This window comes from Vulcanococcus sp. Clear-D1 (genome assembly GCF_014654725.1).
Classification (GTDB): domain Bacteria; phylum Cyanobacteriota; class Cyanobacteriia; order PCC-6307; family Cyanobiaceae; genus Vulcanococcus.
The window spans coordinates 377784-403792 of the sequence record NZ_JACVZV010000015.1 but is presented as its reverse complement, the minus strand read 5'-3'; the positions used below and the strand labels follow the sequence as shown (position 1 = coordinate 403792).

32 protein-coding genes and 1 tRNA gene are annotated in these 26009 nt (G+C 66.4%); 17 read left to right on the top strand and 16 right to left on the bottom strand.

Annotated features, from left to right (window positions below; all coding sequences use genetic code 11):
- Positions 1-148: 148 nt before the first annotated feature.
- From H9532_RS06510 to H9532_RS06480, 7 genes are all read right to left on the bottom strand, one after another.
- Positions 149-222 (bottom strand) — tRNA-Pro (locus H9532_RS06510).
- Positions 223-237: 15 nt separating this feature from the next.
- Entirely contained in the window at positions 238-597 is a 360-nt protein-coding gene (locus H9532_RS06505) for a Rho termination factor N-terminal domain-containing protein (RefSeq protein WP_296366627.1), read from the bottom strand.
- Between the two features lie 79 nt (positions 598-676).
- A complete protein-coding gene (locus H9532_RS06500; RefSeq protein WP_296366625.1) occupies positions 677-883 on the bottom strand; it encodes a hypothetical protein in 207 nt (68 codons plus the stop codon).
- A gap of 7 nt (positions 884-890) precedes the next feature.
- On the bottom strand, positions 891-1169 hold the full coding sequence (locus H9532_RS06495; protein WP_296366623.1) for a hypothetical protein: 279 nt from the start codon (positions 1167-1169) through the stop codon (positions 891-893).
- Positions 1170-1177: 8 nt separating this feature from the next.
- Positions 1178-1933 (bottom strand): peptide-methionine (S)-S-oxide reductase MsrA, encoded by a 756-nt coding sequence (gene msrA, locus H9532_RS06490; protein WP_366664532.1) that lies wholly within the window; start codon positions 1931-1933, stop codon positions 1178-1180.
- A 39-nt stretch (positions 1934-1972) separates the two neighbouring features.
- Entirely contained in the window at positions 1973-2227 is a 255-nt protein-coding gene (locus H9532_RS06485; RefSeq protein ID WP_217795437.1) for a hypothetical protein, read from the bottom strand.
- Positions 2228-2331: 104 nt separating this feature from the next.
- Positions 2332-4098 carry an ABC transporter ATP-binding protein gene (locus H9532_RS06480; protein WP_296366621.1) on the bottom strand — a complete coding sequence of 589 codons (1767 nt, stop codon included), beginning with the start codon at positions 4096-4098 and terminating at the stop codon, positions 2332-2334.
- Positions 4099-4151: 53 nt separating this feature from the next.
- Between H9532_RS06480 and H9532_RS06475 the strand changes: the two genes are divergently transcribed.
- The 9 genes from H9532_RS06475 (at position 4152) to H9532_RS06435 (ending at position 14783) form a co-directional block, all read left to right on the top strand.
- Complete coding sequence (locus tag H9532_RS06475; RefSeq protein WP_296366618.1) at positions 4152-4475, top strand: DUF3288 family protein; 324 nt, start codon at positions 4152-4154, stop codon at positions 4473-4475.
- Positions 4476-4517: 42 nt separating this feature from the next.
- Entirely contained in the window at positions 4518-5558 is a 1041-nt protein-coding gene (trpD, locus tag H9532_RS06470; RefSeq protein ID WP_296366616.1) for an anthranilate phosphoribosyltransferase, read from the top strand.
- 25 nt (positions 5559-5583) lie between these two features.
- On the top strand, positions 5584-6729 hold the full coding sequence (carA, locus tag H9532_RS06465) for a glutamine-hydrolyzing carbamoyl-phosphate synthase small subunit (protein WP_296366614.1): 1146 nt from the start codon (positions 5584-5586) through the stop codon (positions 6727-6729).
- Between the two features lie 127 nt (positions 6730-6856).
- Positions 6857-7204 (top strand): STAS domain-containing protein, encoded by a 348-nt coding sequence (locus tag H9532_RS06460; protein ID WP_296366612.1) that lies wholly within the window; start codon positions 6857-6859, stop codon positions 7202-7204.
- A complete protein-coding gene (locus H9532_RS06455) occupies positions 7197-7625 on the top strand; it encodes a ribonuclease III domain-containing protein (protein WP_296366684.1) in 429 nt (142 codons plus the stop codon). Before H9532_RS06460 ends, H9532_RS06455 begins: the two co-directional genes overlap by 8 nt.
- Entirely contained in the window at positions 7622-9355 is a 1734-nt protein-coding gene (rlmB, locus tag H9532_RS06450; protein WP_296366611.1) for a 23S rRNA (guanosine(2251)-2'-O)-methyltransferase RlmB, read from the top strand. Before H9532_RS06455 ends, rlmB begins: the two co-directional genes overlap by 4 nt.
- Before the next feature lie 52 nt (positions 9356-9407).
- A complete protein-coding gene (locus H9532_RS06445; protein WP_296366609.1) occupies positions 9408-9650 on the top strand; it encodes a DUF1816 domain-containing protein in 243 nt (80 codons plus the stop codon).
- A 32-nt stretch (positions 9651-9682) separates the two neighbouring features.
- Complete coding sequence (gatA, locus tag H9532_RS06440; RefSeq protein WP_296366607.1) at positions 9683-11143, top strand: Asp-tRNA(Asn)/Glu-tRNA(Gln) amidotransferase subunit GatA; 1461 nt, start codon at positions 9683-9685, stop codon at positions 11141-11143.
- A 103-nt stretch (positions 11144-11246) separates the two neighbouring features.
- Positions 11247-14783, top strand: a complete 3537-nt coding sequence (locus H9532_RS06435; RefSeq protein ID WP_296366605.1) for a DNA polymerase III subunit alpha — start codon at positions 11247-11249, stop codon at positions 14781-14783.
- On the opposite strand, the gene H9532_RS06430 is transcribed toward H9532_RS06435, so the two are convergent.
- Genes H9532_RS06430 through ruvA form a run of 3 tightly spaced genes read right to left on the bottom strand, consistent with a single transcriptional unit; the run spans position 14758 to position 16160 of the window.
- Complete coding sequence (locus H9532_RS06430; RefSeq protein ID WP_296366602.1) at positions 14758-15165, bottom strand: PAM68 family protein; 408 nt, start codon at positions 15163-15165, stop codon at positions 14758-14760. The genes H9532_RS06435 and H9532_RS06430 overlap by 26 nt on opposite strands.
- Positions 15166-15167: 2 nt before the next feature.
- On the bottom strand, positions 15168-15437 hold the full coding sequence (rpsO, locus tag H9532_RS06425) for a 30S ribosomal protein S15 (RefSeq protein WP_010307963.1): 270 nt from the start codon (positions 15435-15437) through the stop codon (positions 15168-15170).
- 60 nt (positions 15438-15497) lie between these two features.
- Complete coding sequence (gene ruvA / locus H9532_RS06420) at positions 15498-16160, bottom strand: Holliday junction branch migration protein RuvA (protein ID WP_296366682.1); 663 nt, start codon at positions 16158-16160, stop codon at positions 15498-15500.
- A gap of 13 nt (positions 16161-16173) precedes the next feature.
- Here ruvA and H9532_RS06415 point away from each other — a divergent pair, with 13 nt between their 5' ends.
- Positions 16174-16638, top strand: a complete 465-nt coding sequence (locus tag H9532_RS06415) for a hypothetical protein (RefSeq protein ID WP_296366600.1) — start codon at positions 16174-16176, stop codon at positions 16636-16638.
- Here the strand turns inward: H9532_RS06415 and H9532_RS06410 are convergent.
- On the bottom strand, positions 16613-17485 hold the full coding sequence (locus H9532_RS06410) for a DMT family transporter (RefSeq protein WP_296366598.1): 873 nt from the start codon (positions 17483-17485) through the stop codon (positions 16613-16615). The genes H9532_RS06415 and H9532_RS06410 overlap by 26 nt on opposite strands.
- A gap of 46 nt (positions 17486-17531) precedes the next feature.
- Here H9532_RS06410 and dnaG point away from each other — a divergent pair, with 46 nt between their 5' ends.
- Positions 17532-19664: a DNA primase gene (gene dnaG / locus H9532_RS06405; protein WP_296366596.1), complete on the top strand. Its 2133-nt coding sequence runs from the start codon at positions 17532-17534 to the stop codon at positions 19662-19664.
- A gap of 34 nt (positions 19665-19698) precedes the next feature.
- Entirely contained in the window at positions 19699-19983 is a 285-nt protein-coding gene (locus tag H9532_RS06400) for a hypothetical protein (protein WP_296366594.1), read from the top strand.
- A gap of 3 nt (positions 19984-19986) precedes the next feature.
- On the opposite strand, the gene H9532_RS06395 is transcribed toward H9532_RS06400, so the two are convergent.
- The 4 genes from H9532_RS06395 to H9532_RS06380 are packed head-to-tail and all read right to left on the bottom strand — an operon-like array spanning position 19987 to position 22694.
- A complete protein-coding gene (locus H9532_RS06395; protein WP_296366680.1) occupies positions 19987-21264 on the bottom strand; it encodes a Y-family DNA polymerase in 1278 nt (425 codons plus the stop codon).
- A complete protein-coding gene (gene umuD / locus H9532_RS06390; RefSeq protein WP_296366592.1) occupies positions 21257-21697 on the bottom strand; it encodes a translesion error-prone DNA polymerase V autoproteolytic subunit in 441 nt (146 codons plus the stop codon). The genes H9532_RS06395 and umuD overlap by 8 nt, the downstream gene beginning before the upstream one ends.
- Positions 21698-21757: 60 nt before the next feature.
- Positions 21758-22195 (bottom strand): hypothetical protein, encoded by a 438-nt coding sequence (locus tag H9532_RS06385; protein ID WP_296366590.1) that lies wholly within the window; start codon positions 22193-22195, stop codon positions 21758-21760.
- Between the two features lie 13 nt (positions 22196-22208).
- Complete coding sequence (locus tag H9532_RS06380; RefSeq protein WP_010307994.1) at positions 22209-22694, bottom strand: pentapeptide repeat-containing protein; 486 nt, start codon at positions 22692-22694, stop codon at positions 22209-22211.
- Between the two features lie 139 nt (positions 22695-22833).
- On the opposite strand from H9532_RS06380, the gene H9532_RS06375 reads away from it, so the two are divergent.
- Together H9532_RS06375 and H9532_RS06370 are read left to right on the top strand one after the other, a co-directional pair.
- On the top strand, positions 22834-23064 hold the full coding sequence (locus H9532_RS06375; protein ID WP_366664531.1) for a hypothetical protein: 231 nt from the start codon (positions 22834-22836) through the stop codon (positions 23062-23064).
- Between the two features lie 44 nt (positions 23065-23108).
- Positions 23109-23474, top strand: a complete 366-nt coding sequence (locus H9532_RS06370) for a YraN family protein (RefSeq protein ID WP_296366586.1) — start codon at positions 23109-23111, stop codon at positions 23472-23474.
- Here H9532_RS06370 and H9532_RS06365 read toward each other — a convergent pair.
- A complete protein-coding gene (locus H9532_RS06365; RefSeq protein WP_296366584.1) occupies positions 23437-23748 on the bottom strand; it encodes a hypothetical protein in 312 nt (103 codons plus the stop codon). The two genes, H9532_RS06370 and H9532_RS06365, sit on opposite strands and share 38 nt — an antisense overlap.
- A gap of 90 nt (positions 23749-23838) precedes the next feature.
- Here H9532_RS06365 and rsmA point away from each other — a divergent pair, with 90 nt between their 5' ends.
- Genes rsmA through H9532_RS06350 form a run of 3 tightly spaced genes read left to right on the top strand, consistent with a single transcriptional unit; the run spans position 23839 to position 25960 of the window.
- A complete protein-coding gene (gene rsmA / locus H9532_RS06360) occupies positions 23839-24651 on the top strand; it encodes a 16S rRNA (adenine(1518)-N(6)/adenine(1519)-N(6))-dimethyltransferase RsmA (protein WP_296366582.1) in 813 nt (270 codons plus the stop codon).
- A 9-nt stretch (positions 24652-24660) separates the two neighbouring features.
- Positions 24661-25593 carry a 4-(cytidine 5'-diphospho)-2-C-methyl-D-erythritol kinase gene (ispE, locus tag H9532_RS06355; protein ID WP_296366579.1) on the top strand — a complete coding sequence of 311 codons (933 nt, stop codon included), beginning with the start codon at positions 24661-24663 and terminating at the stop codon, positions 25591-25593.
- Positions 25577-25960: a DUF3082 domain-containing protein gene (locus tag H9532_RS06350; protein WP_296366578.1), complete on the top strand. Its 384-nt coding sequence runs from the start codon at positions 25577-25579 to the stop codon at positions 25958-25960. The genes ispE and H9532_RS06350 overlap by 17 nt, the downstream gene beginning before the upstream one ends.
- Positions 25961-26009 lie beyond the last annotated feature (49 nt).

Sequence of the window (26009 nt, the reverse complement as noted above, 5' to 3'; positions counted from 1 at the left end):
CTGGCCGCTTGGGAAGCTCTCATAAGGACTGGTTCAGTTTTTGGGGTCCACGTCAGGTAGGTCCGTTTAGGCCCAGGAGGCTCGAAACAAAAAAGCCGCCTCTGGGGGAGAAGCGGCTCAGGGACTGGGTTTTAGGCCGGTGATTGAATCGGAGCGGCGGGATTTGAACCCACGACCCCCACTACCCCAAAGTGGTGCGCTACCAAGCTGCGCTACGCCCCGGCGAGAAAGAAATTATCACAGCGCCTTCCCGCGTCTGGCCTGGATTTTGCGCAGTAGCGACACGGTGAGCTGCTCGCGATTGAGGCTGCTGTAACCCCAGAGCCGAAGGGCGCGCGCGAGGTCCCGCAACTCCATCAGATTCATCGAGGCAAGCCGCAGCTCCGGGATGCGCTGCCAGGCCGAGGTGGTCATGGGCAGGTCGCTGCCATCGCGGCCGGCCCGCAGACCCGCCAGGGCCCCATCGGCCATCCATTCCGGCACCAGCACGAACAGCACGGCCAACAGTCCGTAGAGCTCCACCAGTCCCCTGGGCAGCGGATGCAGCTGGCGCTGGGGCTTCGGGTCCACGCGGGTGATCGGAAACAGGTGCGGCAACAAGTGCGACGTCAGTGCCACCGGGGCATTGTCTCCCAGATCATCGGCATTCGTTTCGAGGCGAGTGAATCTGGCCCGTTCAGATCAGCTCGCCGCCACTGCGGCCCGGTTGTGCTGGCGGTTGAGGTGCAGGTGCTGCCTTCGGTTCCAGAGGGGCCGAGTCGCGCCACTGCAGCGCGGGCTCCGGCGATGGTGCCAACCGCACAAACCAGAACACCAGGGCGAACACCAACCCCAGGGTGATCACCATCCCGAGGATCACAGTGCGGTCGGGCAGGGGATTCATCGGCGGCTCAGGCTTGATCGGTGCGGGTGCATTGCAGCTTGCGGCGGCCCTGCTCCAGGGTGAGGTTGTCGCCCCAGAGGATCAGCTCCATCGCCTCGCTGCCGTAGCGCAGCCCAGGCTGGCTGCTCGCCACGCGAAACAGCGTGAAGCGGTTGCTGCCGCTGATCAATGACGCCTGCGCGTCGTTGCGCTCCACCACCAGCACACCCTGATCGCCGCAGAGAAAGCGCTCGCGGGTGTCGTAGTCCTCCCACCAAGGGCTGCTGAGGGCGAGGAGGGGAACCAACAGCGCGATCACAACCCAATCGGCGTGTTGTCGCCCCGCAGTACGCAGTGATCAATCGACCAGTCGTAGTGGCTCCACACCGCTGCCGGCAGCTTGTAGCTGGAGCCTTGAAAACCATCGAGCAGCACGCCGCTGGGGCGGGCTGAGCAGTAGGGGCGGCTGCCGGGGCGCGCCAGATATTGCTGGTGGTAAGTCTCAGCGAAGAAGAAGGGCTTGCCGGTTGCGATCTCCGTGGTGATCGCTCCCTTGCCGTTGGCGTTCAGCAATGCCTGGTAGCGATCGCGGGAGGCTTCAGCAAGCTTGAGCAGCTCAGGGTCATCCACATACACAGCTGAGCGGTATTGCGTGCCGGTGTCGTTGCCTTGGGCCATGCCCTGGGTGGGGTCGTGGCATTCCCAGAACAGCTTGAGCAGGTCGCTGAAATCCACGGCGTTCACATCCCACACCACCCGCACCACTTCGGTGTGGCCGGTGCGGCCCGAGCAAACCTCCTCGTAGGTGGGGTTGGGGGTGTAGCCGCCGGCGTAGCCCACGGCGGTGCTGATCACACCGGGCAGGCGCCAGAACCCCTTTTCAGCCCCCCAGAAGCAGCCGCAGCCAAACAGCGCCTCCTGCTGGCTGGTGCTGAGCGGTGCTTTCAAGGCGGTGCCGAGCACCACATGGCGATCGGCCGTGGCCATGGGCTCGGCGCGGCCAGTCAGCGCGGCATCGGGAGCGATCAGCGCGCCCTTGGATCCACCCAGTCCACCAAACAGTCCGAACACTGATGCCGCAGCCGATGTGCTGATTTCAGCCTACGGCGCTCATCCTTGTGGTGCGCCGGGCTCCAGAGCGATGTGGTTGAGCAGCGTGGTGGTGAAGGCGAACAGCAGAAACGGCAGCGAGAGCACCAAAATCAGGCCCACACCCACAAGCGCAAACAGCGGTTTGCTGGCGCCCATCAGGGCCAGCCCGGCCGCCAGGCTCACGAAGATCACCAGCATCCAAATCAGGATCTGGCCGTAGATATCGCCGAAAGTGAGGGTGCAGCGCAGGCGGTAAGGCACACCGGTGGTCATGGCAGCGGCGCGGGGCATCAGCTTCAGCTAAGCCACGGCTGCGTGAGTTGTCTGGTGAAGCGCACAGAGTGTGACTGAACCCGCTGATCCGCTTCTGGCGTGGCTTAAGCCGCCTTGCTCAGTTGTTGCTCCGCCTGTTCGCGCTCCCACAGACGGCGGTAGGTGCCGCTCTTCTGCACCAAATCGTTGTGATGCCCCTGCTGCACGAGGCGCCCGCCATCCATCACCAGGATGCGGTCGCAGGCGGCGGCGGCCGAGAGCTGGTGGCTGATCATCAGGATCGTGCGGTCCTGTTGGCTGCGCACCGATTGCAGAATGTCGGCGGCGGTGTTGTTGTCCACGCTGGCCAGAGCGTCGTCGAGCACCAGCAGCGGGGCCTGCACAAGCAGCGCCCTGCCCAGCGCCGTGCGCTGGCGTTGCCCGCCGCTGAGGGTGATGCCCCGCTCGCCCACCAGGGTGCTGTAGCCATCGGGGAAGCCGCGGATGTCGCCTTCCAGGCGTGCCTGGATCGCCGCCATTTCCACGGTCTCCTGCCCGGCTGATGGGTCGCCGTAGCGCAGGTTGTCGGCGAGGGTGGCGGTGAAGAGGTAACCCTCCTGCGGTACCAGGGCCACCTGGCGGCGCAAATCATCGAGGGCCACCCGAGTGATGTCGGTGCCGTTCAGGAACAGCGCACCCTCAGGCACCTCCACCATGCGGCCGAGGGCCCGCGCCAGGGTGGTTTTGCCGCAGCCCACTGGCCCCACCACCGCCACCAGCTCGCCGGGTTCGAGCCGGAAGCTCACGTGCTCGAGGGCCAGGCGCTCAGCATCCGGGTAGCGCAGCGAAAGATCGCGCGCCTCCACGGCTGCAGCGCGGCGTCCGGCCTTGGTCGGTGCCGCGATCGCCACCGGTTGAACCGGTGAGGTGACGCGGGGCTTGCGCCGCAGCAGATCCTCCACCCGCTCCAGGCTCACCTGGCCGGTCTGGAACGTGTTGAGTGTGAAGCCCAGCAGCGCCGTGGGGAACACCAGCCGCTCCACGTAGAGGATCAACGCCACCAGATCGCCGATGCTCAGGCGGCCGGTTTCCAGCTGCCCGCTGCCCAGGGCCAGCAGCAGCAGCAGGCTCACCGACGAGATGCCCTCGAGCAGCGGGAACAAGGTGCTGCGGGTGCGGGCCAGTTGGAGGGCGTCGTCGCGGTAGCGGCGGTTGCGATCGGCGAAGGCCTGCCGCTCCGTGGCCTCCTGGCCATAGATCTTGATCGCGTTGATGCCAGAGAGGTCTTCCTGGATCAGATCGCTCAGCTGGGCCAGGGCCTCCTGCTGCCGCCGCTGCTGGCGCATCATCCGCCCGCCGAACAGTCGCACCGTGACCAGCATCAGCGGGTACAGCCCCACCGCCGCCAGGCTGAGCAGCGGATCGATCGCCAACATCGCCGGCAGGGTGAGTGCATAGGCCAGCACCGTGTTGGTGAGGCTGAGCACGGCGAACCCCAGCAGCCGCCGCACGTTTTCCACATCGCTGGTGGCGCGGCTGATCACCTCGCCGCTGCCGGTGGTCTGCACCCACCCAGGTTCCTGGCGCAGCATGTGATCGAAGATCTCCTGCTTCACGCCGGCTTCCACCTGGCGGCCCACGCCGAACACCAGCATCCGCGACCACAGCCGCACGGCCCCCATCACCGAGGCCAGGGCGATGATCAGCGCCGCCTGGCGCAGCACATCGCTGAAGGTGAAACCGTCCTGCAGGTCGTCGATCACGCCCCGCACCAGCAGGGGCAGCGCCACGCTCAGCAGGTTCACCACCACGAGGGCGGCCACCCCCAGCAGCACCGTGCGCCGATAGGGCCGCAGGTAGCGCCCGATCAACCCGAACCGGATGGCTGCCATGACGCCTCGCAGGAAGCTGCCAACCTAGGGAGCCAGCCCAGCCGCACGATCTGATGCCTGCCAGCGATCAGCCTGAGCAACAGCATCCTTTGTATGCCAGTGATCGGGAGCTGGTGGATTCCCTGCTGGCCACCCAGCAGCCTGCCGATGGTCAGCTGGTGGATCTCGGCCGGCTGCTGATGCGCTACGCCGGCTTCCCTGGTGCCCTGGATCTGCAGGACGACCTGCAGAAAACCCTGCGCCTCTGGGGCCTCAGTCAGGCTGAACTGAATCAGCGCTGCCGAGCGATCTGGGCGGCCGGCTACCGCCCCGGCGTTGAGGCCCAGGAGCAGGCGGTGGGCTCAGGCTTTGATACGGCCGATCAGGACAGCCCTTGAACGGCTTTTTCTGCTACATCAGCCGCAGCTGATGCCTCCCCCATGGCCGCTGTTCCATCCTGGCCCGCGCTGCTGGAGCAGCTCTTGCAGGGGGATTCGCTCAGCGCTGATCAAGCCACGGCACTGATGCAGGGCTGGCTGGCCGAAGAGCTTGAGCCTGTGCTCACAGGTGCTTTGCTCGCGGGCCTGCGGGCCAAGGGGGTGAATGGTGAGGAGCTCGCGGCCATGGCCCGGGTGCTGCGCCAGGCCTGCCCCCTGCCAGGGCCCAGGCCCGAGCTTCCCCTAGTGGATACCTGCGGCACAGGCGGTGATGGGGCGAACACCTTCAACATCTCCACCGCTGTGGCCTTTGTGGCCGCTGCCTGCGGGGCGCACGTGGCCAAACACGGCAATCGCAGCGCCAGCGGCAAGGTGGGGTCGGCCGATGTGCTCGAGGCAGTCGGGCTCAATCTCAAGGCACCGGCGCAGCAGGTGATCGCCGCTCTGGAGCCGGCGGGTGTCACCTTTCTGTTCGCACCGGGCTGGCATCCGGCCTTGGTGGGGCTGGCGCCGCTGCGCCGGGCCCTCGGCGTGCGCACGGTCTTCAACCTGCTGGGCCCGCTGGTGAATCCGCTGCGGCCTGATACGCAGGTGCTCGGGGTGGGTGCTGCGGATCTGCTCGATCCGATGGCCGATGCTCTGGCACGCCTGGGGCTGGAGCGTGCCGTGGTGGTGCATGGCCATGGCGGCCTGGATGAGGCTTCGCTCTCAGGCCCCAGCGAGCTGCGGCTGGTGGAGGCCGGCACGGTGCGCGCTGAAACGATCACACCGGCCTCGGTGGGGCTGGCGGAGGCGCCGATGCAAGCTCTGGCCGGTGGTGAGCTTGCTGAGAACCAGGCGATTCTTGAGGCGGTGCTCCAGGGCCGGGGCACGGCTGCTCAGCGTGACGTGGTGGCCTTGAACGCTGCTTTGGTGCTCTGGGCTTCTGGCCGGGCTGAATCCGTGGTGGATGCGGTGTCGCAGGCCCTCGAGGCCATGGCTAGCGGTGGCGCCTGGCAGCGGCTCGAGCGGCTGCGTTCGGCTCTTGAGGCTCCCCTGGCTTGATCCCTCTGGAGGGGATGATGGGGTCATGACCACAGCCCCTTCCTCCTCTCCTGCTCTATTGGTGCTGGCCGATGGCCTAGTGCTGCGCGGTGAAGCCTTCGGCGCCAGTGGCACCGCCGTGGGTGAGGTGGTGTTCAACACCGGCATGAGCGGTTATCAGGAGGTGATGACCGACCCCAGCTATTCCGGTCAGCTGGTGACCTTCACCTACCCGGAGCTGGGCAACACCGGCGTGAACAGCGCCGATCAGGAGGCGGACGCACCCCATGTGCGCGGCGTGATCGCCCGCGAACTGGCCCCCGCAGCCAGCAACTGGCGCAGCGAAAGCACGCTCGAGGCCTGGTTGCAGCGTCACAACGTGGTGGGCATCCGCGGCATCGACACCCGAGCGCTGGTGCGCCATTTGCGTGAGGGTGGGGCGATCAACGGGGCCATCAGCAGCGATGGCAGCACCCCTCAGCAGCTGCTGGATCAGGTGCGCTCTGCTCCCTCGATGGCGGGCCTCAACCTGGCCCAGGCCGTGAGCACCAGCGCTCCTTACACCTGGAGCAGCCTCTGCCCGGCCGCCTTCGACCAGCGACTCCAGAGCAATCCCGCCACCCCCTTCCGGGTGGTGGCGATCGACTTCGGCATCAAGCGCGCCATCCTCGAGCGCCTCGCCGCCCACGGCTGCGACATCACGGTGCTGCCGGCGGATGCCTCCCTGTATCAGGTGCTCGCTCTTCAACCCGAGGGGGTGTTCCTCTCCAACGGCCCCGGTGATCCCTCGGCGGTGACGGCGGGCATTGAGCTCGCTAAGGGATTGCTGCAGCAGAAGAACTTGCCCGTTTTCGGTATCTGCCTGGGCCACCAGATCCTGGGCTTGGCCATGGGTGGCAGCACATACAAGCTTGGCTATGGCCACCGCGGCCTCAACCATCCCTGCGGCAGCCCCGGCGTGGTGGAGATCACCAGCCAGAACCATGGCTTCGCCATTGATGCCACGTCGCTCCCCGCTGATGCGGTGGAGGTGACCCACTTCAACCTCAACGACCGCACAGTGGCAGCCCTGGCCCATCGCCACCAGCCAGTGTTCGGCGTGCAGTACCACCCGGAAGCCAGTCCTGGCCCCCACGACGCGGACCACCACTTCGGCCGCTTTGCCGCCCTGATGGCCGAGCGGCGCGGCTGAGTGATGCGGCGCTGGCCGGCGCCCCATCAATGCAGCTTTGTTGCGGTCCTGCCCGTTCCGAAAACCATCACTACACTGCAGGCGCCCCAAACGTCAGAGGTCAGGAGCCATCACTGATCTGCAGCGATTGACCGTGTCTCTGCGCGGTGGCTTTCAGCAGCAGGACGGCTGTCTGCTGTTCAGCTTCACCGGCCAGCTCGACGCCTACTCCGAGAAACAGTTTCTCGCCTTCATCACCGAGCACCTCACCAGCACGCCTCAACCGCTGGTGATCGATCTGAGCAAGATTGACTTCATCGACTCCTCCGGGCTCGGTGCGCTGGTGCAGATGGCGAAGCTCTGCAACGACCAGGCCATGCAGTTCCTGGTGGTGGGCAATGCCCGCGTCGTGCAGACGGTGAAACTGGTGAGGCTTGAGCAGTTCCTCCATCTCCAGCCCGACCTCGATACCGCCCTCGGATCCATCGCTGCCTGATTGGCTCGCGGCCATCCCGGCCGCCTCGATCACGGCGGATCTCGGTCCGCTGCAGCTGGCCTGGCTGGGCGATGCCGTGTGGGAGTTGCATCACCGCTTGCGCCATTGCCGCCAGCCAGGCCGCAGTGGCGCCTTGCATCGCGCCGTGGTGGCTGAAGTGCGCGCCGATGCCCAGGCCGCAGCCCTGGCTGTGCTCGAGCGCGATGGCCTATTGACGCCGGAGGAGCTAGAGCTGGTACGGAAAGGCCGCAACCGTGCCGGCCGTGGACCCCGCAAAGGAGAGGCCGGCATTTATGGCCGGGCGACGGGGTTTGAGACAATGGTTGGCTGGCTCTTTCTTCAAGACCCCAGCCGCCTTGCCCAGCTGCTGGCACACCTCGAGAACGCCGACCCGATAACCCCTTTGCCCGCTGACGCATGAGCCCCCGTTTTGATCGCCGCAGGGACCAGGGCCAGGGATCGGGGGCGGCAGGATCGCGCCCCGCACGCCCGGGCCGTCCTGATGCCCGGGGTGGCTCGCGCCGCCCCTTTGCTCCGCGTGGTGAATGGCGTCCAGAGCGTTCCGAGGGCGGTGATCGTCCCGAGCGCGGCGATCGCCCCAGCTTTAGCCGTCGGCCGGAGCGAGGTGAGCGTTCTGAGCGCTTTGGTGATCGCGATCGTTCGCGCCCCGAGCGTCGCTTCGATGGCGCGCGCCGCCCTGGTGGCGATCGGCCTCGCTTCGAGCGCCCGGGTGCAGACCGTTGGAGCGCGGATCGCTCCGGCACCGATCGGGCTGCTTCCGATCGCGGTCCCTCCGATCGCGCTGGTGCAGAGCGCCGCGGTGGCGAATTCCGCCCCCGTTTTGATGGGGCCCGCGGTAGCGGTAGTCGCACGGAGCGCCGCCCCGGGCGTCCCCAGGGGCAGGGCCGTTTCGGTGCTCGGCCTTCCTTCCAGGAGCGCCGCTTCGATCGCAAACCCCTGCGGGGCGATCGCGATCAGCCGGCCGCTTCCCGCCCGCTGATTGTTGATGCCCCCAGTGGTGAATCGGAGCGCTTCAACGCCGGCCCGGCCGATGATCTGATCTGGGGGCGCCATGCGGCCCAGGCGGCTCTGGAGAGCGATCGCCCGATCCATCGCATCTGGTGCACGCCGGAGATGCGCTTCCAGCCCCGCTTCATGCAGTTGCTGCGTGAAGCGAAAGCGGGCGGTGTGCTGGTGGAGGAGGTCACCTGGGCGCGCCTCGGTCAGCTCACGGATGGAGCGGTGCACCAGGGCATCGTGCTCCAGGCCGCTGCCGCCGACACCCTCGATCTGGGCAGCCTGATCGATGGCTGCCGCTCCATCGGCGAGCCGCCGTTGCTGATGGCACTGGATGGTGTCACTGACCCCCACAACCTCGGCGCGATTGTGCGCAGCGCGGAGGCTCTCGGCGCCCATGGCCTGGTGCTGCCGCAGCGCCGCAGCGCTGGCCTCACCGGTTCGGTGGCCAAGGTGGCCGCCGGCGCCCTTGAACATCTGCCCGTGGCACGGGTGGTGAACCTCAATCGTTCTCTGGAAACCCTCAAGGAAGAGGGCTATCGCGTGATCGGCCTGGCCGGTGAAGCCGGTGTGGCCCTGAGCGAGGCTGATCTCGACGGCCCCCTGGTGATCGTGACCGGCTCGGAAGGCTCTGGTTTGTCGATGCTCACCCGCAAGCATTGCGACCAGCTGGTTCGCATTCCGCTGCGGGGTGCCACCCCGAGCCTCAACGCCTCTGTGGCGACCGCGATGGTGCTCTACGAGGTGGCTCGCCGCGGCTGGATGAAGCAGATCACGGGTTCAGCTCCGGCGCCGCGGATCGTGCGTCCCCAGATCCCCTCGACACCTCTGGTCAGCACTGCCGCGGCAGTTGTTGCTCCCGCCCTGGATGTGGGAGAGATCGATGAGCTCGATGCCTTCAGCCCCGAGGAGACAGAGGCCGCACAACAGGTTGTGGATCAGGTGGTGAGCGAGCTCAATGCCGGCCACAGCGCCCTGGATCACGGCGTTGCCACAGGTGCTGCCCCCACCCACGCTGCCCTCACGCACAGCGAGGCCGTGCCGACCGACCCCTCCGCTGAGCCGCTTCCCGACCTCGTGTTGACCATGGCGCCCGGCGTCGCCGATGGCTTCTCTGGCGATATCAAGCTCTGATGGCTGCGTTCGCCGCTTTCACGGCCACAATGAGTCCACTTCCCACCGCCCCATGACCACCCTGTTCCAGCCCATTCGCAGCGTTGCCAATGGGCTTGGTCTGGCCTGGTGGGCGCGGGTGGAAACGCGCCAGCCCGATGTCACCTACTGGTTCGGGCCCTATGTGCGGCGCAGCAGCCTGGAGGAGGCCCTGCCTCCCTTCCTGGCTGATCTGCGCAGTGAGGGAGCCGTTGAGGTCAACCACGCCCTGCTGCGCACCCGCCGCAGCGAGCCCTTCACCATCAGTGCCGACTGATAGCGTCGAGCCCTGGATTTGCAGCAGGGTTGATGGGGATCGCCGAGTGGCGTGAGCAGCTCAAGCGCGGCGAGGTGTCCGCCCGCGAGCTCACCGATCAACACCTCAGCCGCATTGAGGCGGTCGAGCCCAGCATCAACGCCTACACCGAGGTGACGGCTGATCGAGCCCGCGCCGATGCTGATCGCATCGACGCGGCCCGCGTCGCCGGTGAGGAGCTGCCACCCCTGGCCGGGGTCCCCCTGGCGATCAAGGACAACCTCTGCACCCGTGGTGTGCGCACCACCTGCTCCAGTCGCATGCTGGAGAACTTCGTGCCTCCCTACGAATCCACCGTCACCGGGCGCCTCTGGCAGGCCGGTGCGGTGTTGTTGGGAAAGACGAATCTCGATGAGTTCGCCATGGGCAGCTCCACCGAGACGTCGGTGTTCGGTCCGAGCCGCAACCCCTGGAACACCGAGAAGGTGCCAGGCGGCAGCTCCGGCGGCAGCGCCGCTGCTGTGGCGGCGGGTGAATGCGTGGGTTCCCTCGGGTCCGACACCGGTGGTTCGATCCGCCAGCCCGCTGCCTTCTGCGGGGTGGTGGGCCTGAAGCCCACCTATGGCCGTGTAAGCCGCTACGGCCTGGTGGCCTTCGCCAGTTCGCTGGATCAAGTGGGCCCCTTCGCCACCAACGTGGCGGATGCCGCCGAATTGCTGCAGGTGATCGCCGGTGAGGATCCACGCGATTCCACCTGCCTTAAGGCCCCCGTTCCCGACTACCGCGCCGCCCTGCAGCAGCCCGTGGCGGGCCTGAAGGTGGGCATCGTGCGCGAGTGCTTTGAGGCGGAGGGGCTCGACCCCGAGGTGAAGGCCTCGGTGATGGCTGCCGCTGCCCAGCTGGAAGCCCTCGGCTGTGAGCTGGTGGATGTGAGCTGCCCTCGCTTCAACGACGGCATCGCCACCTACTACGTGATCGCCCCATCGGAAGCCTCGGCCAACCTGGCCCGCTACGACGGTGTGAAGTACGGCTACCGCGCCGCCGATGCCGCCAGCCTTGCGGAGATGACCTCCCGCAGCCGCGCCGAAGGCTTCGGCGATGAGGTGAAGCGCCGCATCTTGATCGGCACCTACGCCCTCTCGGCTGGCTACGTGGATGCCTATTACAAGAAGGCCCAGCAGGTGCGCACCCTGATCCGCCGCGATTTCGATCGTGCCTTCGGCGCGGTGGATGTGCTGCTCACCCCCACCTCCCCCACCACCGCCTTCGGCTTCGGTGCGCATAGCGAGGATCCCCTCGCCATGTACCTGGCCGACCTGCTCACCATCCCCGCCAACATGGCCGGGCTGCCCGCCATCAGCCTGCCCTGCGGTTTCGATGGCGCCGGCCTGCCGATCGGTGTGCAGCTGATCACCGGCGTGCTCCAGGAAGAGCGTCTACTCCAGGTGGCCTGGCACTACGAACAGGCCGCCCGGGTGATGCAGAACCGTCCGGCTGCTGCCCTGGTGCCCTAACGCCACAGCTGGCGTTCACCGCCGCTGATGCCGTTGCTCAGGCCCTGAATCTGGTGGTGGCCCCTTAGCCTGGGGTGACTGCTTCAACCCTGCGGCACCGCCTGTGGCTTTCGTTCCGCTTCACAACCACAGCGACTACAGCCTCCTGGATGGGGCCAGTCAGCTGCCGGCGATGGTGAAGCGGGCCGAAGAGCTGGGCATGCCGGCTCTGGCCCTCACCGATCACGGTGTGATGTATGGCGCCATCGAGCTGTTGAAGCTGTGCAAGGGCACCTCGGTCAAGCCGATCATCGGCAACGAGATGTATGTCATCAATGGCTCGCTTGATGACCCCAACCCCCCCAAGAAGGAACGCCGCTACCACCTCGTGGTGCTCGCCAAGAACGCGGTGGGTTACCGCAACTTGGTGAAGCTCACCAGCATCAGCCACCTGCGCGGCATGCGCGGCCGTGGCATCTTTTCGCGCGCCTGCATCGACAAGCCCACCCTTGAGCAATACAGCGAGGGCTTGATCGTGGCCACCGCCTGCCTCGGCGGTGAGATTTCCCAGGCCATCCTTCGCGGTCGCCCGGATGTCGCCCGTGATGTGGCCCGTTGGTATCAGGCCGTGTTCGGCGACGACTTTTATCTGGAGATCCAGGACCACGGCTCCCCGGAAGATCGGATCGTGAACGTGGAGATGGTGCGCATTGCCCAGGAGCTGGGCATCCCGCTGATCGCCACCAACGACGCCCACTACCTCACCAGCAACGACGCCGAAGCCCACGACGCGCTGCTCTGCATCCTCACCGGCAAGCTCGTCACCGACGAGAAGCGCCTGCGCTACACCGGCACTGAATACATCAAGGGCGAGCAAGAGATGCTCGGCCTGTTTGCTGATCATCTTGAGCCCGAGGTGGTGGCGGAAGCCGTGGCCAACACCGCTCTGGTGGCCCAGAAGGTGGAGGACTACGACATCCTTGGCCGCTACCAGATGCCCCGCTTCCCGATTCCGGAGGGGCACACGCCGGTGAGCTACCTACGTGAGGTGAGCGAGCAGGGGCTGAGGGCCCGTCTGCAGCTACCGGAGGAAGCCGCCTTCACGCCGGAGTACGGCGAGCGGCTCACCTTCGAGCTGCAGGTGATGGAGCAGATGGGCTTCCCCACCTACTTCCTGGTGGTGTGGGATTACATCCGCTTTGCCCGTGAAAACGGTATCCCCGTGGGGCCCGGCCGCGGATCGGCCGCCGGTTCGCTGGTGGCCTACGCGCTGGGCATCACCAATATCGATCCGGTCACCAACGGGCTGCTGTTCGAGCGCTTCCTCAACCCGGAACGCAAATCGATGCCGGATATCGACACCGACTTCTGCATCGAGCGCCGCGGTGAGGTGATCGACTACGTGACCCGCCGTTATGGCGAGGAGAAGGTGGCCCAGATCATCACCTTCAACCGCATGACCTCCAAGGCGGTGCTCAAGGACGTGGCCCGCGTGCTCGATATTCCCTATGGCGACGCCGATCGCTTGGCGAAGTTGATCCCGGTGGTGCGCGGTAAGCCCGCCAAGCTCAAGGAGATGATCGGAGAGGAATCGCCGGCACCGGAGTTCCGCGAGAAGTATCAAAGCGACCCCCAGGTGAAGCGCTGGGTGGACATGGCGATGCGCATCGAAGGCACCAACAAAACCTTCGGTGTCCACGCGGCGGGTGTGGTGATCGCCGCCGATCCTCTCGATGAGGTGGTGCCGTTGCAGCGCAACAATGATGGCCAGGTGATCACCCAATACTTCATGGAAGATGTGGAGTCGATGGGGCTCCTGAAGATGGACTTCCTCGGTCTCAAAAACCTCACCATGATCGACAAAACGATCGATCTGGTGGAGCAGAGCACCGGCCAGAAGGTGGATCCTGATGCTTTGCCGCTTGATGATCCCGGCACCTACGGCCTGCTGGCCCGCGGCGATCTCGAGGGCATCTTCCAGCTCGAATCGAGCGGCATGCGCCAGATCGTGCGCGATCTCAAACCCTCATCGTTGGAAGATATTTCTTCGATCCTGGCGCTCTATCGCCCGGGCCCACTTGATGCCGGCCTGATCCCGAAGTTCATCAACCGCAAGCATGGCCGCGAAGCGATTGATTTCGCCCACGCCAAGCTCGAGCCGATCCTGCAGGAAACCTACGGGATCATGGTGTATCAAGAGCAGATCATGCGGATTGCGCAGGATCTGGCCGGCTATTCCCTCGGTGAAGCCGATCTGCTGCGCCGCGCGATGGGCAAGAAGAAGAAAAGTGAGATGGAGAAGCACCAGAGCATCTTCGTGAAGGGTGCCACCGAGCGCGGTGTGGACTCGAAGATCGCCGAGGCACTGTTTGAGCAGATGGTGCTCTTTGCCGAATACTGCTTCAACAAGAGCCACTCCACCGCCTACGGCGCGGTGACGTATCAAACGGCGTATCTGAAGGCCCACTACCCAGTGGCCTACATGGCGGCGCTGCTCACGGTGAATGCCGGCACCACCGACAAGGTGCAGCGCTACATCTCCAACTGCAATGCCATGGGCATTGAAGTGATGCCGCCGGATGTGAATGCTTCGGGGATCGACTTCACCCCCGTGGGCGATCGGATCTTGTTCGGGCTCTCTGCTGTGCGCAACCTCGGCGATGGCGCCATCCGGGCGCTGCTGGAGGCTCGCAGTAGCGATGGCCCCTTCCGCTCCCTGGCAGATCTCTGCGATCGCATCCCGGGCACCACGCTCAACCGCCGCTCGCTCGAATCACTGATTCACTGTGGTGCCCTCGATGCCCTGGAGCCCAAGGCCAATCGCGCCCAGCTGATGGCCGATCTCGATCTGATCGTGGATTGGGCCGGATCCCGCGCCCGTGATCGTGCGAGTGGCCAGGGCAACCTGTTCGATCTGCTTGGCGGAGGGGGAGCTGATGCCGAGGTGGCCTCGGCCGCTGGTGGTGATCTGAGCACGGCCCCCAAAGCGGCCCCGGTGCCCGATTACCCCCCCACCGAGAAGCTGCGGCTCGAGAAGGAGCTCGTGGGTTTCTATCTCTCCGATCACCCGCTCAAGCAACTCACCCGGCCGGTGCAGTTGCTCTCACCGGTGGGGCTAGGCAGCCTGGAGGAGCAGGCCGATAAGGCCCGTGTGAGCGTGGTGGGCATGGTGGCCGGTTTGCGGCCGGTGACCACGCGCAAGGGCGATCGGATGGCGGTGCTGCAGCTGGAGGATCTCAGCGGCAGTTGTGAAGCGGTGGTCTTCCCGAAGACCTACGCCCGCCTCGCCGATTTCCTGATGGTGGATGCGCGCCTGCTGATCTGGGCGTCGGTGGATCGGCGTGATGAACAGGTTCAGTTGATTGTTGACGACTGCCGCGTGATCGATGAACTGAAGGTGCTACTGGTGGAGCTCGAGGGCAGCGAGGCCAGCGATATCGCCGTGCAGCACAAGCTGCGTGAATGCCTGAATCAGCACCGCACCGATAAAGACGACGCTGGTGTGCGCGTACCCGTGGTCGCGATGGTGCGCCACCACGGCCAGACCCGCTTCGTGCGCCTCGGCCATCAGTTCTGCGTGCGCGACAGCGAGGCCGCCCTCAGCAGCCTCACCGCCCAAGCCTTCCGGGCCCGCCTCAGCTCGCCGTTGGTGGCCGCTTGATCGAGCTACGCAGTCGGCTGATGTTCAGGCCCATCTGCTCCAGCCCCAGAAGGCTCCCGGCTCCCGGCTCCCAGCTGGCGGAGAGCACCCCGTAACTCAGCCCCACCAGGCCCAACAAGAAGAATCCCCCTGACGTCACCAGAGTGACGCCGGGGGGAATATCCAACACGCCTTTGCTCACCAACAGATAGCTCGCCACAAAGGTGGACATCCCAAGAATGCTGGGGATGCCGGTGGCGACCGCCACGCGCCGGGCCATGCGATTGGCCACGTAGTCGGGGATGGTCTGCTGGGGCTTGGCTTTGGTCTTGTTGAGGCTGGCAGGGGGTTGTGGTCCCAGACCACCGCCGCCGCTGGAGCGGTTGTTCCCCTTGCCTGCCATCGTCAGCCGCGGATGCCGAGCTTCTGGATCAGAGCGATGTAGCGCTGTTCGCTGTTGCTGCGCAGGTAGCTCAGCAGACGCTTGCGGCGGCCGATCATCTTCAGCAGGCCCTGCCGCGAAGAGAAATCGTGGATGTTGTTCTGCAGGTGTCCGCTCAGCTTGCTGATGCGCTCGCTCAGCATGGCCACCTGAACCTCAACAGAACCGGTGTCGGTGCCGTGGGTCTGATGAGCGTTGATCAGTTCCTGCTTCTTGGTGGTGTCGAGCGACATGCGCGGCGTCTGGCCCTGACGGTGCAAACATCCAACTTACCGCCTCGTGGTCACCCAACCTCAGGCCGCCTGGCTGCGGGAGAGCCAGCGCAGACACTCCCGCAGCCAGTCGTCGGCGGCTTCGATCTCAGGGCTTTGCAGGGCTGCCACGGCCCTGAGGGCACGGTTGATCTCCAGCGCTTCGTAGCCAAGGGCCGTGAGGGTGAGGCTCACCTCATCGCGCACCGCGTTGGGCAGCGCCTGCGTTTCGCCGTTGGCCGTGAGGCTCAGATCGGCCGTGTCTTCCGGATCGGCACTGCTGCCAAAGCGCTCCTGCAGGCGGGTGCGCAGTTCCACCGCCAGGCGTTCGGCAGTGCGTTTGCCAACCCCTGGTGCCTGGGTGAGCAGCCGCAGGTCGGCCTGCACGATCGCCCGCACCAGCTCCTCGCAGCTCAACTGCCCCAACAGCCCGAGCGCCATTTGCGGCCCGACACCGCTCACCGCCACCAATTCCCGGAACAGATCACGCTCGGCGCGGCTGGCGAAGCCATAGAGGGTCCAGGCGTCCTCACGGATCACCTGATGAATGTGCAGGCTCAGGGCACTGCCAGCTTCCCCCAGGCGATCCCACTGGCGCCGGGGCATCTGCACCTCGTAGCCCACACCACCGCACACCAGCAGCAAGCTGCAGCGGCTGGCCTGCTGCCAGCGATCGGCGAGTTGCCCTTGCAGCCAGCCGATCATGGGAACACCGTTGATGCTCCCCATGCTGCCCGCTCCGACAACCCCATCCCCGTTGCTGGCAGTGCTGCGCCGGGTTGTGGCGCTGTTGCTCTGTGTGGTGCTCAGTTTCACGCTGAGCGCCTGCGGTGGCGCGCAACCCTCCCAGAAGGTGCTGCTCTCGGCTTTGGCTCTGCAGATTGATCTCACCCAGCGCTCGATCGCTGAGGCCCTGCAGCTCAACCCGGCCGACGGCATGCCCCAGGTGAGTCGGGTGCGGGTGGAATCGCAGCAGGCCATCGCGGTCGGCGGCAGCAAGGGATTGCATCTCACCGGCCGCTTCGACTGGCGCCTGCCGGGTGACCCGATCCGCGTCGACAGCTCCTTCGATCTCTTTTTGCAGCGGGGCGAGCGCGGCCAGAGCTGGCGCTTGGCACGGCCCAGCGGCAGCAGCGATGGCACCACGCAGGACTGGATCATCGATCCTTTGCCGATCGCCTGAGGCTGAGCAGGGTGGCGGCCAGCACGAGAGCCATCGCCAGGGTTGTGTCGGGGTCGAGGGCTTCGCCAAAGAACCACCAGCCCCAGAGCGCCGCCAACGGCACCTGGCCGTAGCTCAGGGCCGTTGCCCGTGCCGCTGGCATGCCCAGCAAGCCATTGGTCACCCCCAGCTGTCCCAGTTGGGTGAACAGGCCCACCCCCACCAGGGCCAGGGCTTCCCAGGCCGTGGGCCACACCGGCTGAAGCAGCACCAGCGGGGCGGTGAGCACCAGCCCCACCAGAGGGAAATAGAACACGATCACCAGCGGGTGTTCGGTGCGGCCCAGGGCACGCACACTCACGTAGGCGCAGGCCGAGAGCAGCGCGCCGGCAATGGCCAGCAGCACTCCTCCCAGGGGTAGTGGAGCTGCACTGCCCTCCAGCCAACCGCTGGCGATCGGGCCCAGCAATCCCATCAACTCGCTCGGATTGCTCAGCAGCACCACCGCCAGCCACCCCAGCAATGCCGCTAGCAGCACCCGCGGCCCCACCCGTTCTCGCAGCAGCAACCAGGCCAGCAGTGCCGTGAAGGTGGGCTGCAGGTACTGCAGCACTGTGGCCGGTGCCAGCGGCAGTTGCGCCAGAGCTGCGAACACGCACAGCAGGGCGCCGGTGCCGATCACCCCGCGCAACACCAGCAGGCCCCGCCGCTGCCCCCAGGGGTTCAGCCCCGCCTGCTTCAACATCGCGATGCTCAGCAGCAGGCTCACTGCCGACCTGGCCAGCACCACCTCCGCCACCGGGATCCGGCCGCCCACGGCCTTCACGCACACCCCCATCAGACTGAAACTGACGGCGCTGGACAGCATCCACAGGGCTGCCCTGCCATCCTGAAGCCGCACCCGCGTGCGCAGCGTGTCTGCTCCTCGCCTCCACCCCCGCACGATCGAGGCCGTTAAGGAACGCGCTGACATCGTTGATGTGGTGGGTGAGCACGTGGTGCTCAAGAAAAAGGGCCGCGAGTTCGTCGGGGTTTGTCCGTTCCACGACGACAAATCGCCGTCGATGACGGTGTCGCCGGCCAAGCAGTTCTACTACTGCTTCTCCTGCGGAGCCGGGGGCAATGCGATCAAGTTCCTGATGGAGCTTCAGCGCCAGAGCTTCAGCGATGTGGTGCTGGAGCTGGCGCGCAAATATCAGCTGCCGGTGGAAACCCTCGAGGGACCCCAGCAGGAGCGTCTGCGCCAGCAGTTGTCCCGCCGCGATCAGCTGCACAAGGTGTTGGGCTTGGCGGCGGGTTGGTTCCGCAGCCAGCTGCGCAGCCCTGAGGGGGCTGGCGCTCTGGCCTACCTGCGTGAACAGCGGGGCCTGAGCGAAACCACCCTCGAGACCTTTGGGCTTGGCTATGCCCCCGAGCGCTGGGATGGCCTGCTCTCCCACCTGCAGCAGGTGGAAGGCTTTGCGCCGGAATTGCTGGAGGCAGCTGGCTTGGTGGTGCCGCGACGGGGCGGCGATGGCTTTTACGACCGCTTCCGCCACCGGGTGATGGTGCCGATCTGCGATCGGCAGGGCCGGATCATCGGCTTTGGCGGCCGCAGCCTTGATGGCGGTGAACCCAAATATCTGAACTCACCGGAAACGGAGGTGTTTGAGAAGGGCAAGCATCTGTTTGGCCTGGATAAGGCGGTGAACGCTATCCGCAAGGACGATCGGGCCGTGGTGGTGGAGGGCTATTTCGATGTGATTGCTCTGCATGCCGCCGGCATCACCAATGCGGTGGCGGCTTTGGGCACGGCCTTGAGCAGCCAGCAGATCACCCAGCTCTGCCGCTGCTGCGATGGCAAGCGGCTGATTCTCAATTTCGACACCGACCGCGCTGGCGTTCGCGCCGCCCAACGGGCTATCGGTGAGGTGGAGCAGCTCGCGCTGCAGGGGCAGCTGGAGTTGCGGGTGTTGCATCTGCCCGCCGGCAAAGACCCCGATGAGTTCCTCAAGGAGCACGGGGCTGGGGAGTATCGCTCCCTGCTCGATCAGGCGCCCCTGTGGCTCGATTGGCAGATCGATCAGGTGCTTGAAGATCGCGATCTGGCCCGCTCCGATCAGTTTCAGCAGGCCGTGAGTGAGCTGGTGGTGCTGCTGGGCAAGCTGCCCGCCAGTGCCGTGCGCTCCCGCTACCTGCAGCAGGTGGCCGAGCGCCTCAGCGGCGGCCAAGCGCGGCTTGCCTTGCAACTGGAAGACGACCTGCGCCAGCAGGTGAAGGGGCAGCGCTGGCACGGCCGCTCCCAGCGCTGGGAGCAGCCCGGTGAAGCCGGCCTACGCGAACGCGCAGAAGCCGAGCTGCTGCGCCTCTATCTGCACTGCCCTAACCACCGCGGCGCCATCCGCGCTGAGCTGCGCCGCCGCGAGCTTGATGATTTCGCCATCGCCCACCACCGCCAGCTCTGGGCCGCGATCAGCGCTCTGGAGGAGGACAACCTGGGGGTGGGCCGGCTTGAAACGATCAACCGCGGCAGTGATCCAGGCCTGGAGCTGGCGGATCTGGATTTACCGCGCCTGCTTTCCGATCAGCTGTTGCTCAGCGATGCGGAGGTTCCTTCGGATCTGCTCACGCGGCTCACCCCGCTGCTCGAGCCCACCGATGTGCAGCGTCTCGCGTTGGCCAATCCCCTGCTGCAGTTGCGGGGGGCCACGGCTTCTCTGGAGCGCCAGCGCAGCCTCAAGCGCTGCCGGCATCTGCTCAATGCCTGGAGTGCCCAGCGGCTGGAAACCCTTGAGCGCTGTATTGCCCGCCTACTGGAAGCCGGTCATGGAACGGGGGAGGCGTCGGCTGATCCTCCTGGCGCCCGCGATCCCAGCGGCGCCCTGCAGCCCGCCGCCCTCGACATGGAAGCGCGCATCGAAGCGATGTTCGCCGATCTCAACGGCGATGCTCTGCGCTTTCAGGAGCTGTACTACAACGAGCGCCAGCACATCGCCCACCTCGATCAGCAGCGCCGCGCCGGCTTTGAAGATGTGCTGCAGGAGCAAGCGGATTCGCTCACGGCCTGAGCCTGATCGCCATCAGGTCTGGTAAGACACATGCATGTCCCTGCACTCCACCCCTCGCACCACCACGGCCCTGCTGGCTGCTGCTGTTGTGGCTGGCCTCGCCGCTCCTGCGCAGGCCAGCATGATCGACCAGATCATCCTGAATAAGTGCTCCGCTGCCATGCGTGAGGACTTCCAGAAGGCTGGCAAAACCCCGCCTGAGGGCATGGTGGCCGACACCTGCAACTGCGTGGTGGAGCAGGTGAAGAACCGCCAGACCATCGACCAGGCCAAAACCTTCTGCACCAAGCAGAGCCTCGAGAAGTACGGCCAGCCCTGAGGCTCAGCGGGCCCAGGCCGTGGGCAGATCGGCCAGTCGGGTGGTGGACGCGCGCGACAGCTGCTCGCGCCGCATCATCCAACCGGGCGTCAGCCCGCAGGCGGCCCACTGCACCGTGCCTTGCCCGTAACGGCGGTTGAGGCCATCGATGCGCTGCATCAGGGCCGCGCGCCGCTGTTGTTCCGCCTCCGGCAGCGGTGCCAGCAGATGGTGTTGCAGCTGCTCCTGGCTCTGCAGGTCTTGCAGCAGCACCCCGGCTTTGGCAAAGCGCTTGTGGGGCCGGTAGATCCGCGTCACCAGGGGCAGGGCTGCCTGCAGCAGCACGGCCGTGTCGTTGCTGGCCACGGGCAGGGTGGTGCCGGCGGCCTGGCTGTAGAAGCCGGGGCTGAAGGGGCTGGTGCGGGCGAACACGGTGAGCCGGCCGCTGCACTGCTGCTGGCGGCGCAGTTTCTCGGCGGCTCGCACCACGTAGGTGGCCATGGCTTGGCGCAGCTCGCCGGCATCGGTGATCGGGCGGCTGAAGCTGCGGCTCACGCAGGTTTCCCGCTTGGCTGAGGGGCCGTGCTCCAGGGGCAGGCAGCTCACCCCCTGCAGCTCCAGCTGCAGCCTGAGCCCCACCACCCCCGCCTTGGCCCGCAGCTCGCCACTGGCCATGTCGCGCAGCTGCCGGGCATTGGCGATGCCCCGCAGCCGGCACCAGCGGCCCAGCTGGCGGCCCACACCCCAGATCTCCTCCACGGGGGTGAGCTCCAGCCAGGGATCGGGGTTGGCTTCGCGGCCTAGATCGAACACGCCCGCATGGCGGCGATCCCCCTTGGCGATGCGGTTGGCGAGTTTGGCCAGCACCTTGCTGGAGGCCAGGCCGATGGCGATCGGCAGGCCCAGGTTGTGACGGATGCGGCTGCGCAGCTCCCCTGCCCAGGCGCTGAGGTCGCCGTGGCGCGGGCGCGGCAGCCGCGCGAAGGCTTCATCGATGGAATACACCTCCAGCTCCGCCACAAACGGCTCGAGGCTGCTCATCAGCCGTTGGCTCATGTCGCCGTAGAGGGCGTAGTTGGAGCTGCGCACCACCACGCCGTGTTGGGCCAGTTGCGCCGCAATCTGGAAATAGGGCTTGCCCATGCCGATGCCCAGCTGCCGCGCTTCGCTGCTGCGTGACACCACGCAGCCGTCGTTGTTGGAGAGCACTACCACCGGCCGGCCGATCAGGGCCGGATCGAAGGCCTGCTCGCAGGCGGCGTAGAAGTTGTTGGCGTCGATCAGCGCCAGCACATCAGCCATGGCGCGTGAGGGCATGGATCACGTGGATCGCCACGCCCCAGATCTGCACGTCACCGCATTGATGGAGCTCCAGGGGCGGATAGGCGCTGTTGGCCGCCTCCAGCCGCAGCCGGCCGTGGCAGCGCACCAGGCGTTTGAGGGTGAAGGCGCCATCGAGCACCGCCACCACGATCAGGCCGGGCCGGGGCTCCAGGCTGCGGTCCACCACCAGCAGATCACCGTGCTGGATGCCGGCGTCGATCATCGAATCGCCGCTCACCCGCAGGAAAAAGGTGCTGCTCGGGTGGCGGATCAGGGCCTCGTTGAGGTCGATGCCCACATCGATGTAGTCGTCGGCGGGGCTGGGAAAGCCCGCCGCCACGGTGCTGGCGGCCAGGGGCAGCCGCAGGCTGGGCCGCTGGCCGCGCAGGCCGCCGATCAGCAGGAGTGACACAGACCGCCCGGGCACGCTCCCGCGCAGGCTAGTTCATCTGTACTGATCTGGTGTTGTCGTTCAGTCCTCCTCGTCGCCTTCCAGCAGCAGTTGCTGGAAGGCGGTGTAGAGCTCCAGTTCCTCGCTGTTGGCGGGAGAGCGGCGCTGGCGATTGGGGCGCAGTTCGTTGCTGGCGCCCCGCGGCTGCAGGCCTGATGCAGTGGTGGGCCCCGGCGAGCTCTGCCGTTGGATGGCCTGTCGTTGCTCGGCCTGGCGCTGGCGCTGCTGATCGGCTTCCGCCTGGCGCAGCCGGTCCATCAGGTGGGGCGGAACGCTGCCATCGGGGCTCACCTGCATCAGCTCGCGGAACAGGGCCTGGGGGTCGGTTTCCGTTTCCACCCGATGGCGTTGTTGGCTAGCGGGGGCAGGTGCTGGCTCCGCTTCCGGCTTGGGTAGGGGCTTGGGCAGGCTGCGGCCCAGCTGCTGCAGGCGCTCAAGGCTGCGGGCGTCGAAGCTCATGGCGTGGCTCTCCTCAGCTGCACTCGAGGGTGTCGCGGGTGTTGCGGCCCGTGACGGGGTTGGTGCCGCTGGCGCTGGCGCACAGGGTTTTGAGCACGTCACCGCGGAAGGGAACGTTGGTGAAATCGGCGCCTTCGATCAACACATTGTTGAAGCGCGTGTTGAAGGCGAAGGCGTTCTCGAGCACCGCGTTGCGCAGATCGGTGCCGTCGAGCACGGCCGAGTCGAGGGTGGCGTCGGTGAGGTCGGTGCCGGAGAGGTTGGCGTCCTGGAGCTTGGCCCCAAACAGGCTGGCGCCGCGCAGGTCGGAGCCATGGAAATCCGCTTCCCGCAGGTTGGTGAGGTTGAAGGTGGCGCCGCGCAGATCCATGCCGGCGAAGTCGTGGCCGATCAGCACCTGCTTGGCCACATCCATGGCCGCCTGGGCGGTTGGGGCCGCCAGCAGCAGTGCCAGAGGCAGCAGCAGGAGCGAAAACAGCGGTCGCAGCAGGCGGCCCATCGGATCGGGATCGGGTCGGCCAACCCTAGGCAGCCTGTCGCGATCACCACCAATGCCTCGAGAGGCTTCCCTTAATCTCCGGCTCAATGCATCGATCGATGCAGCCCCTTGTTGCCGAATCGGACAGCGAGCGTTCGCGATGGGCAATCCGATCGATCAAGACACCTTTCTGGCTCGGGCCCGCTCCCGTTTCGGGGATCGCTACGACTACAGCGCCATCGTTTACAAGAGCTTCAAGACCCCGATCAAAATCCGCTGCCGTGAGCATCCGGTGCGCTGGATTTCGATTACTCCTGAGCGCCACCTGGTCACCACAGGTGGTTGCAAGTACTGCCTGCGGGCCTTGCGCGGCCAGTGGCCCGGTGAGTGACTCCCCCAGGGGAATGCTCAGAGCTGAAGTGCACCTCAGCAGCGATGGCCATCAGCACGAGCCAGCGGCGCGGCAATTGGGCCGAACAACGCGCCCTGCGCCTCCTGCGGGGCACCGGCTGGCAGCTGCTGGCGCGGCAGTGGCGCTGCCGTTGGGGTGAGCTGGATCTACTGCTGCACAAGCCGCAGCGCCTGCTGCTGGTGGAGGTGAAGAGCCGTGGCCGGTGCGGCGTGGATGGCTGGGGCCTGGCCAGCTTCACGGCGCTCAAACGCGTGCGCCTGGGCCGCGCTTTCGATTGCTGGCTCGCCGCCCATCCGCGGTATCAGCACTGCAGCTTGGAGCTGGTGCTGGCCCTGGTGCCGCAACCGCCGGCTACGGAGCCGGTGCGCTGGATCCGCTGCTGGGGCTAGCGCCGCTGGCAGCAGGGGCAGCCGGAGTGGTGGTGTAGTCGAGCGTGCAGATGTAGCGGTAGTTGCCGATGCGCACGTTCACCACGGTGCAGTGGGTGTTGGTGACGGTGGCATTCGCGGGCAGTTGTTGCTGGGCCCGTTCAATCGCGTTCTTTTTGTCCCAGATCGATTCGGCGGTGATCGATCCGGCCTGCACCCGAGGGCTGAAGCCGAGGAGAAGGGCGCTGGCGCAGGGGATCGCGGCGAGCCAGGCAGCAGCAGTGGGATGACGCATGGGTGAGAGCTGGATCCTCCTGTGTTTAATCACGTTGGCGCCGGACGGCCAGGGGGCAATCTGGAAGCAGGCCCTGTGGCGCACGGATTGATGACCTTCGCGGCCCACCGCACCCGGAAGCGCTTTGGTCAGCACTGGCTCAAGGATGAGCGGGTGTTGCAGCAGATCCTCCTGGCGGCAGAGCTCAGCGCAGAGGACACGGTGCTGGAGGTGGGGCCAGGTCGCGGAGCACTCACCGAGCAGCTGCTCGCTTCCCCGGCAGCGGCGGTGCGGGCGGTGGAACTCGACCGTGATCTGGTGGAGGGGCTGCAGGAGCGTTTTGGCGGTGATCCGCGCTTCGAGCTCACCCAGGGCGACGTGCTCGCGGTGCCGCTGCCGGCGGCCGGGATTGTGGTGGCCAACATCCCGTACAACATCACAGGGCCATTGCTGGAGCGGCTGGTGGGGCGGCTCGATCGCCCGGTGGCGCAGCCCTACCGGCGCCTGGTGTTGTTGATGCAGCAGGAGGTTGGCGAGCGCATCCGCGCCCGGCCTGGCAGCAGTGCCTACTCAGCCCTGAGCGTGCGGATGCAGCTGTTGGCCCATTGCAGCACAGTGTGTCTGGTGCCGCCCCGTTGTTTTCAGCCGCCGCCGAAGGTGATGAGCGAGGTGGTGGCGATCGATCCGTTGCCGGTGGATCAGCAACTGGATCCCGCCCTGGCCCGAACCGTGGAGAGCCTGCTGCGCCGCTGTTTTGCAGCGCGCCGCAAAATGCTGCGCAACACTCTGGCCGGGTTGCAACCGCCCGACCAGCTGGCGGCCCTCACCGCTGAAGCAGGGATTGCTCTCGAGCAGCGCCCGCAGGAGGTGGCGCCGGCGGCTTGGGTGGCACTGGCGGCGGGCTTGAATCGGCTCACCGCCTGAACCCCTCGCATGGCTGAGCTGCTGGTCAGCGCCCCCGCCAAAATCAATCTGCACCTGGAAGTGCTCGGGCTGCGGCCCGATGGCTTCCATGAGCTGGCGATGGTCATGCAGACGCTCGATCTGGCCGATCAGCTGCGCCTGCGGCCCACGGCCGATGGCCGCATCAGCCTCAGCTGCCAACGCAGCGATCTGCCCACCGATGGCAGCAACCTGATCGTGAAGGCCGCCGAGCTGCTCAAAGCCCGGGTGGGTTTGCCGGAGCTGGGGGCTTCGATCGAGCTGGAGAAACGCATTCCCATCGGCGCGGGTCTGGCGGGCGGCTCAAGCGATGGCGCCGCTGCCCTGGTGGGGCTCAATGCCCTGTGGGGTTGCGGCTTCAGCCGTGAGCCACTGCTGGAGATGGCGGCTCAGCTGGGCTCTGATATGCCGTTCTGCATCGATGGCGGCACGCAGCTTTGCTTCGGGCGCGGCGAGGTGCTGGAGCCGGCGGGGCTGGCGGCGCCGCCAGCCCTGGGCGTGCTGCTGATCAAACACCCCGAGGCGAGCGTCTCAACCCCCTGGGCCTATGGCCGCTGCCGTGAGCAGCGCGGCGATTTCTATCTGAGCTGTGAAGCTGATTTCGAGCAGCGCCGCCAGGCCCTGCGAGAGGGTCCACTGCTGGGGGCGTTGGCTGGCGAGAGGCCGCTTGCGCCGTTGCGTAACGATCTACAGGGGGTGGTGGAGCCGGAGGTGGCCAGCGTGCGCGAAGGCTTGGCGCTACTGCGCCAGGCCAGCGATGCTCTGGTGGTGGCGATGAGCGGCTCGGGGCCGAGCTTGTTTGCGCTGTTTGCCGAGGCCACCGGCGCCGAGGCTGCGCGCCGGCAGCTGCAGCCGGCGCTCACGGCGGCTGGTTTCGAAGCGTGGGTCTGCCGCTGCACCGGCTCCGGTGCCACGCTGGTCTGACGCCACACCCCGCCACCCCGTGAGCGAGAAGCCTGTCGCCAAAGCCACTCCTGACAGCACCAGCGAGGCCAGCAGCCCGAAACGGCAGCGCAAGGGGCCGATCAGCTTTCTGAGCGGATCGCTCACCAGCTTTGGTTTTGGCTGGCTGGCGCTGCAGCTGGCCCAGCGGATCGTGGGCTATTACGCCGAGCATCCGCCCCACTACGACGTGCGCTTTGCCCAGAGCATCGCGGTGTTCATGAAGACGCTGATCGTGGGGATGAGCTTCCTGGCCACCTTCACCTTTGCTTTCGTGGGCTTGGGGCTGTTTTTCACGTTCCTGCGCAGCTTGATGCCGGGTTGGAGCGAAGCGGAGCAAACTCCCTAGCCTGGGCGGGCGGAACCTGCTGCTCGATGACTGCCCACGACCTGCAGCT

What these genes read in the sequence shown, in the direction of transcription:
- H9532_RS06500 (WP_296366625.1), bottom strand. Translation starts at nt 883, where the DNA reads ATGAATCCCCTGCCCGACCGCACTGTGATCCTCGGGATGGTGATCACC.
- H9532_RS06485 (WP_217795437.1), bottom strand. Translation starts at nt 2,227, where the DNA reads ATGACCACCGGTGTGCCTTACCGCCTGCGCTGCACCCTCACTTTCGGC.
- H9532_RS06480 (WP_296366621.1), bottom strand. Translation starts at nt 4,098, where the DNA reads ATGGCAGCCATCCGGTTCGGGTTGATCGGGCGCTACCTGCGGCCCTAT.
- H9532_RS06475 (WP_296366618.1), top strand. Translation starts at nt 4,152, where the DNA reads ATGCCTGCCAGCGATCAGCCTGAGCAACAGCATCCTTTGTATGCCAGT.
- trpD (WP_296366616.1), top strand. Translation starts at nt 4,518, where the DNA reads ATGGCCGCTGTTCCATCCTGGCCCGCGCTGCTGGAGCAGCTCTTGCAG.
- carA (WP_296366614.1), top strand. Translation starts at nt 5,584, where the DNA reads ATGACCACAGCCCCTTCCTCCTCTCCTGCTCTATTGGTGCTGGCCGAT.
- rlmB (WP_296366611.1), top strand. Translation starts at nt 7,622, where the DNA reads ATGAGCCCCCGTTTTGATCGCCGCAGGGACCAGGGCCAGGGATCGGGG.
- H9532_RS06445 (WP_296366609.1), top strand. Translation starts at nt 9,408, where the DNA reads ATGACCACCCTGTTCCAGCCCATTCGCAGCGTTGCCAATGGGCTTGGT.
- gatA (WP_296366607.1), top strand. Translation starts at nt 9,683, where the DNA reads ATGGGGATCGCCGAGTGGCGTGAGCAGCTCAAGCGCGGCGAGGTGTCC.
- H9532_RS06430 (WP_296366602.1), bottom strand. Translation starts at nt 15,165, where the DNA reads ATGGCAGGCAAGGGGAACAACCGCTCCAGCGGCGGCGGTGGTCTGGGA.
- rpsO (WP_010307963.1), bottom strand. Translation starts at nt 15,437, where the DNA reads ATGTCGCTCGACACCACCAAGAAGCAGGAACTGATCAACGCTCATCAG.
- ruvA (WP_296366682.1), bottom strand. Translation starts at nt 16,160, where the DNA reads ATGATCGGCTGGCTGCAAGGGCAACTCGCCGATCGCTGGCAGCAGGCC.
- H9532_RS06415 (WP_296366600.1), top strand. Translation starts at nt 16,174, where the DNA reads ATGCTCCCCATGCTGCCCGCTCCGACAACCCCATCCCCGTTGCTGGCA.
- H9532_RS06410 (WP_296366598.1), bottom strand. Translation starts at nt 17,485, where the DNA reads ATGCTGTCCAGCGCCGTCAGTTTCAGTCTGATGGGGGTGTGCGTGAAG.
- H9532_RS06400 (WP_296366594.1), top strand. Translation starts at nt 19,699, where the DNA reads ATGTCCCTGCACTCCACCCCTCGCACCACCACGGCCCTGCTGGCTGCT.
- H9532_RS06395 (WP_296366680.1), bottom strand. Translation starts at nt 21,264, where the DNA reads ATGGCTGATGTGCTGGCGCTGATCGACGCCAACAACTTCTACGCCGCC.
- H9532_RS06385 (WP_296366590.1), bottom strand. Translation starts at nt 22,195, where the DNA reads ATGAGCTTCGACGCCCGCAGCCTTGAGCGCCTGCAGCAGCTGGGCCGC.
- H9532_RS06380 (WP_010307994.1), bottom strand. Translation starts at nt 22,694, where the DNA reads ATGGGCCGCCTGCTGCGACCGCTGTTTTCGCTCCTGCTGCTGCCTCTG.
- H9532_RS06375 (WP_366664531.1), top strand. Translation starts at nt 22,834, where the DNA reads ATGGGCAATCCGATCGATCAAGACACCTTTCTGGCTCGGGCCCGCTCC.
- H9532_RS06370 (WP_296366586.1), top strand. Translation starts at nt 23,109, where the DNA reads ATGGCCATCAGCACGAGCCAGCGGCGCGGCAATTGGGCCGAACAACGC.
- H9532_RS06365 (WP_296366584.1), bottom strand. Translation starts at nt 23,748, where the DNA reads ATGCGTCATCCCACTGCTGCTGCCTGGCTCGCCGCGATCCCCTGCGCC.
- rsmA (WP_296366582.1), top strand. Translation starts at nt 23,839, where the DNA reads ATGACCTTCGCGGCCCACCGCACCCGGAAGCGCTTTGGTCAGCACTGG.
- ispE (WP_296366579.1), top strand. Translation starts at nt 24,661, where the DNA reads ATGGCTGAGCTGCTGGTCAGCGCCCCCGCCAAAATCAATCTGCACCTG.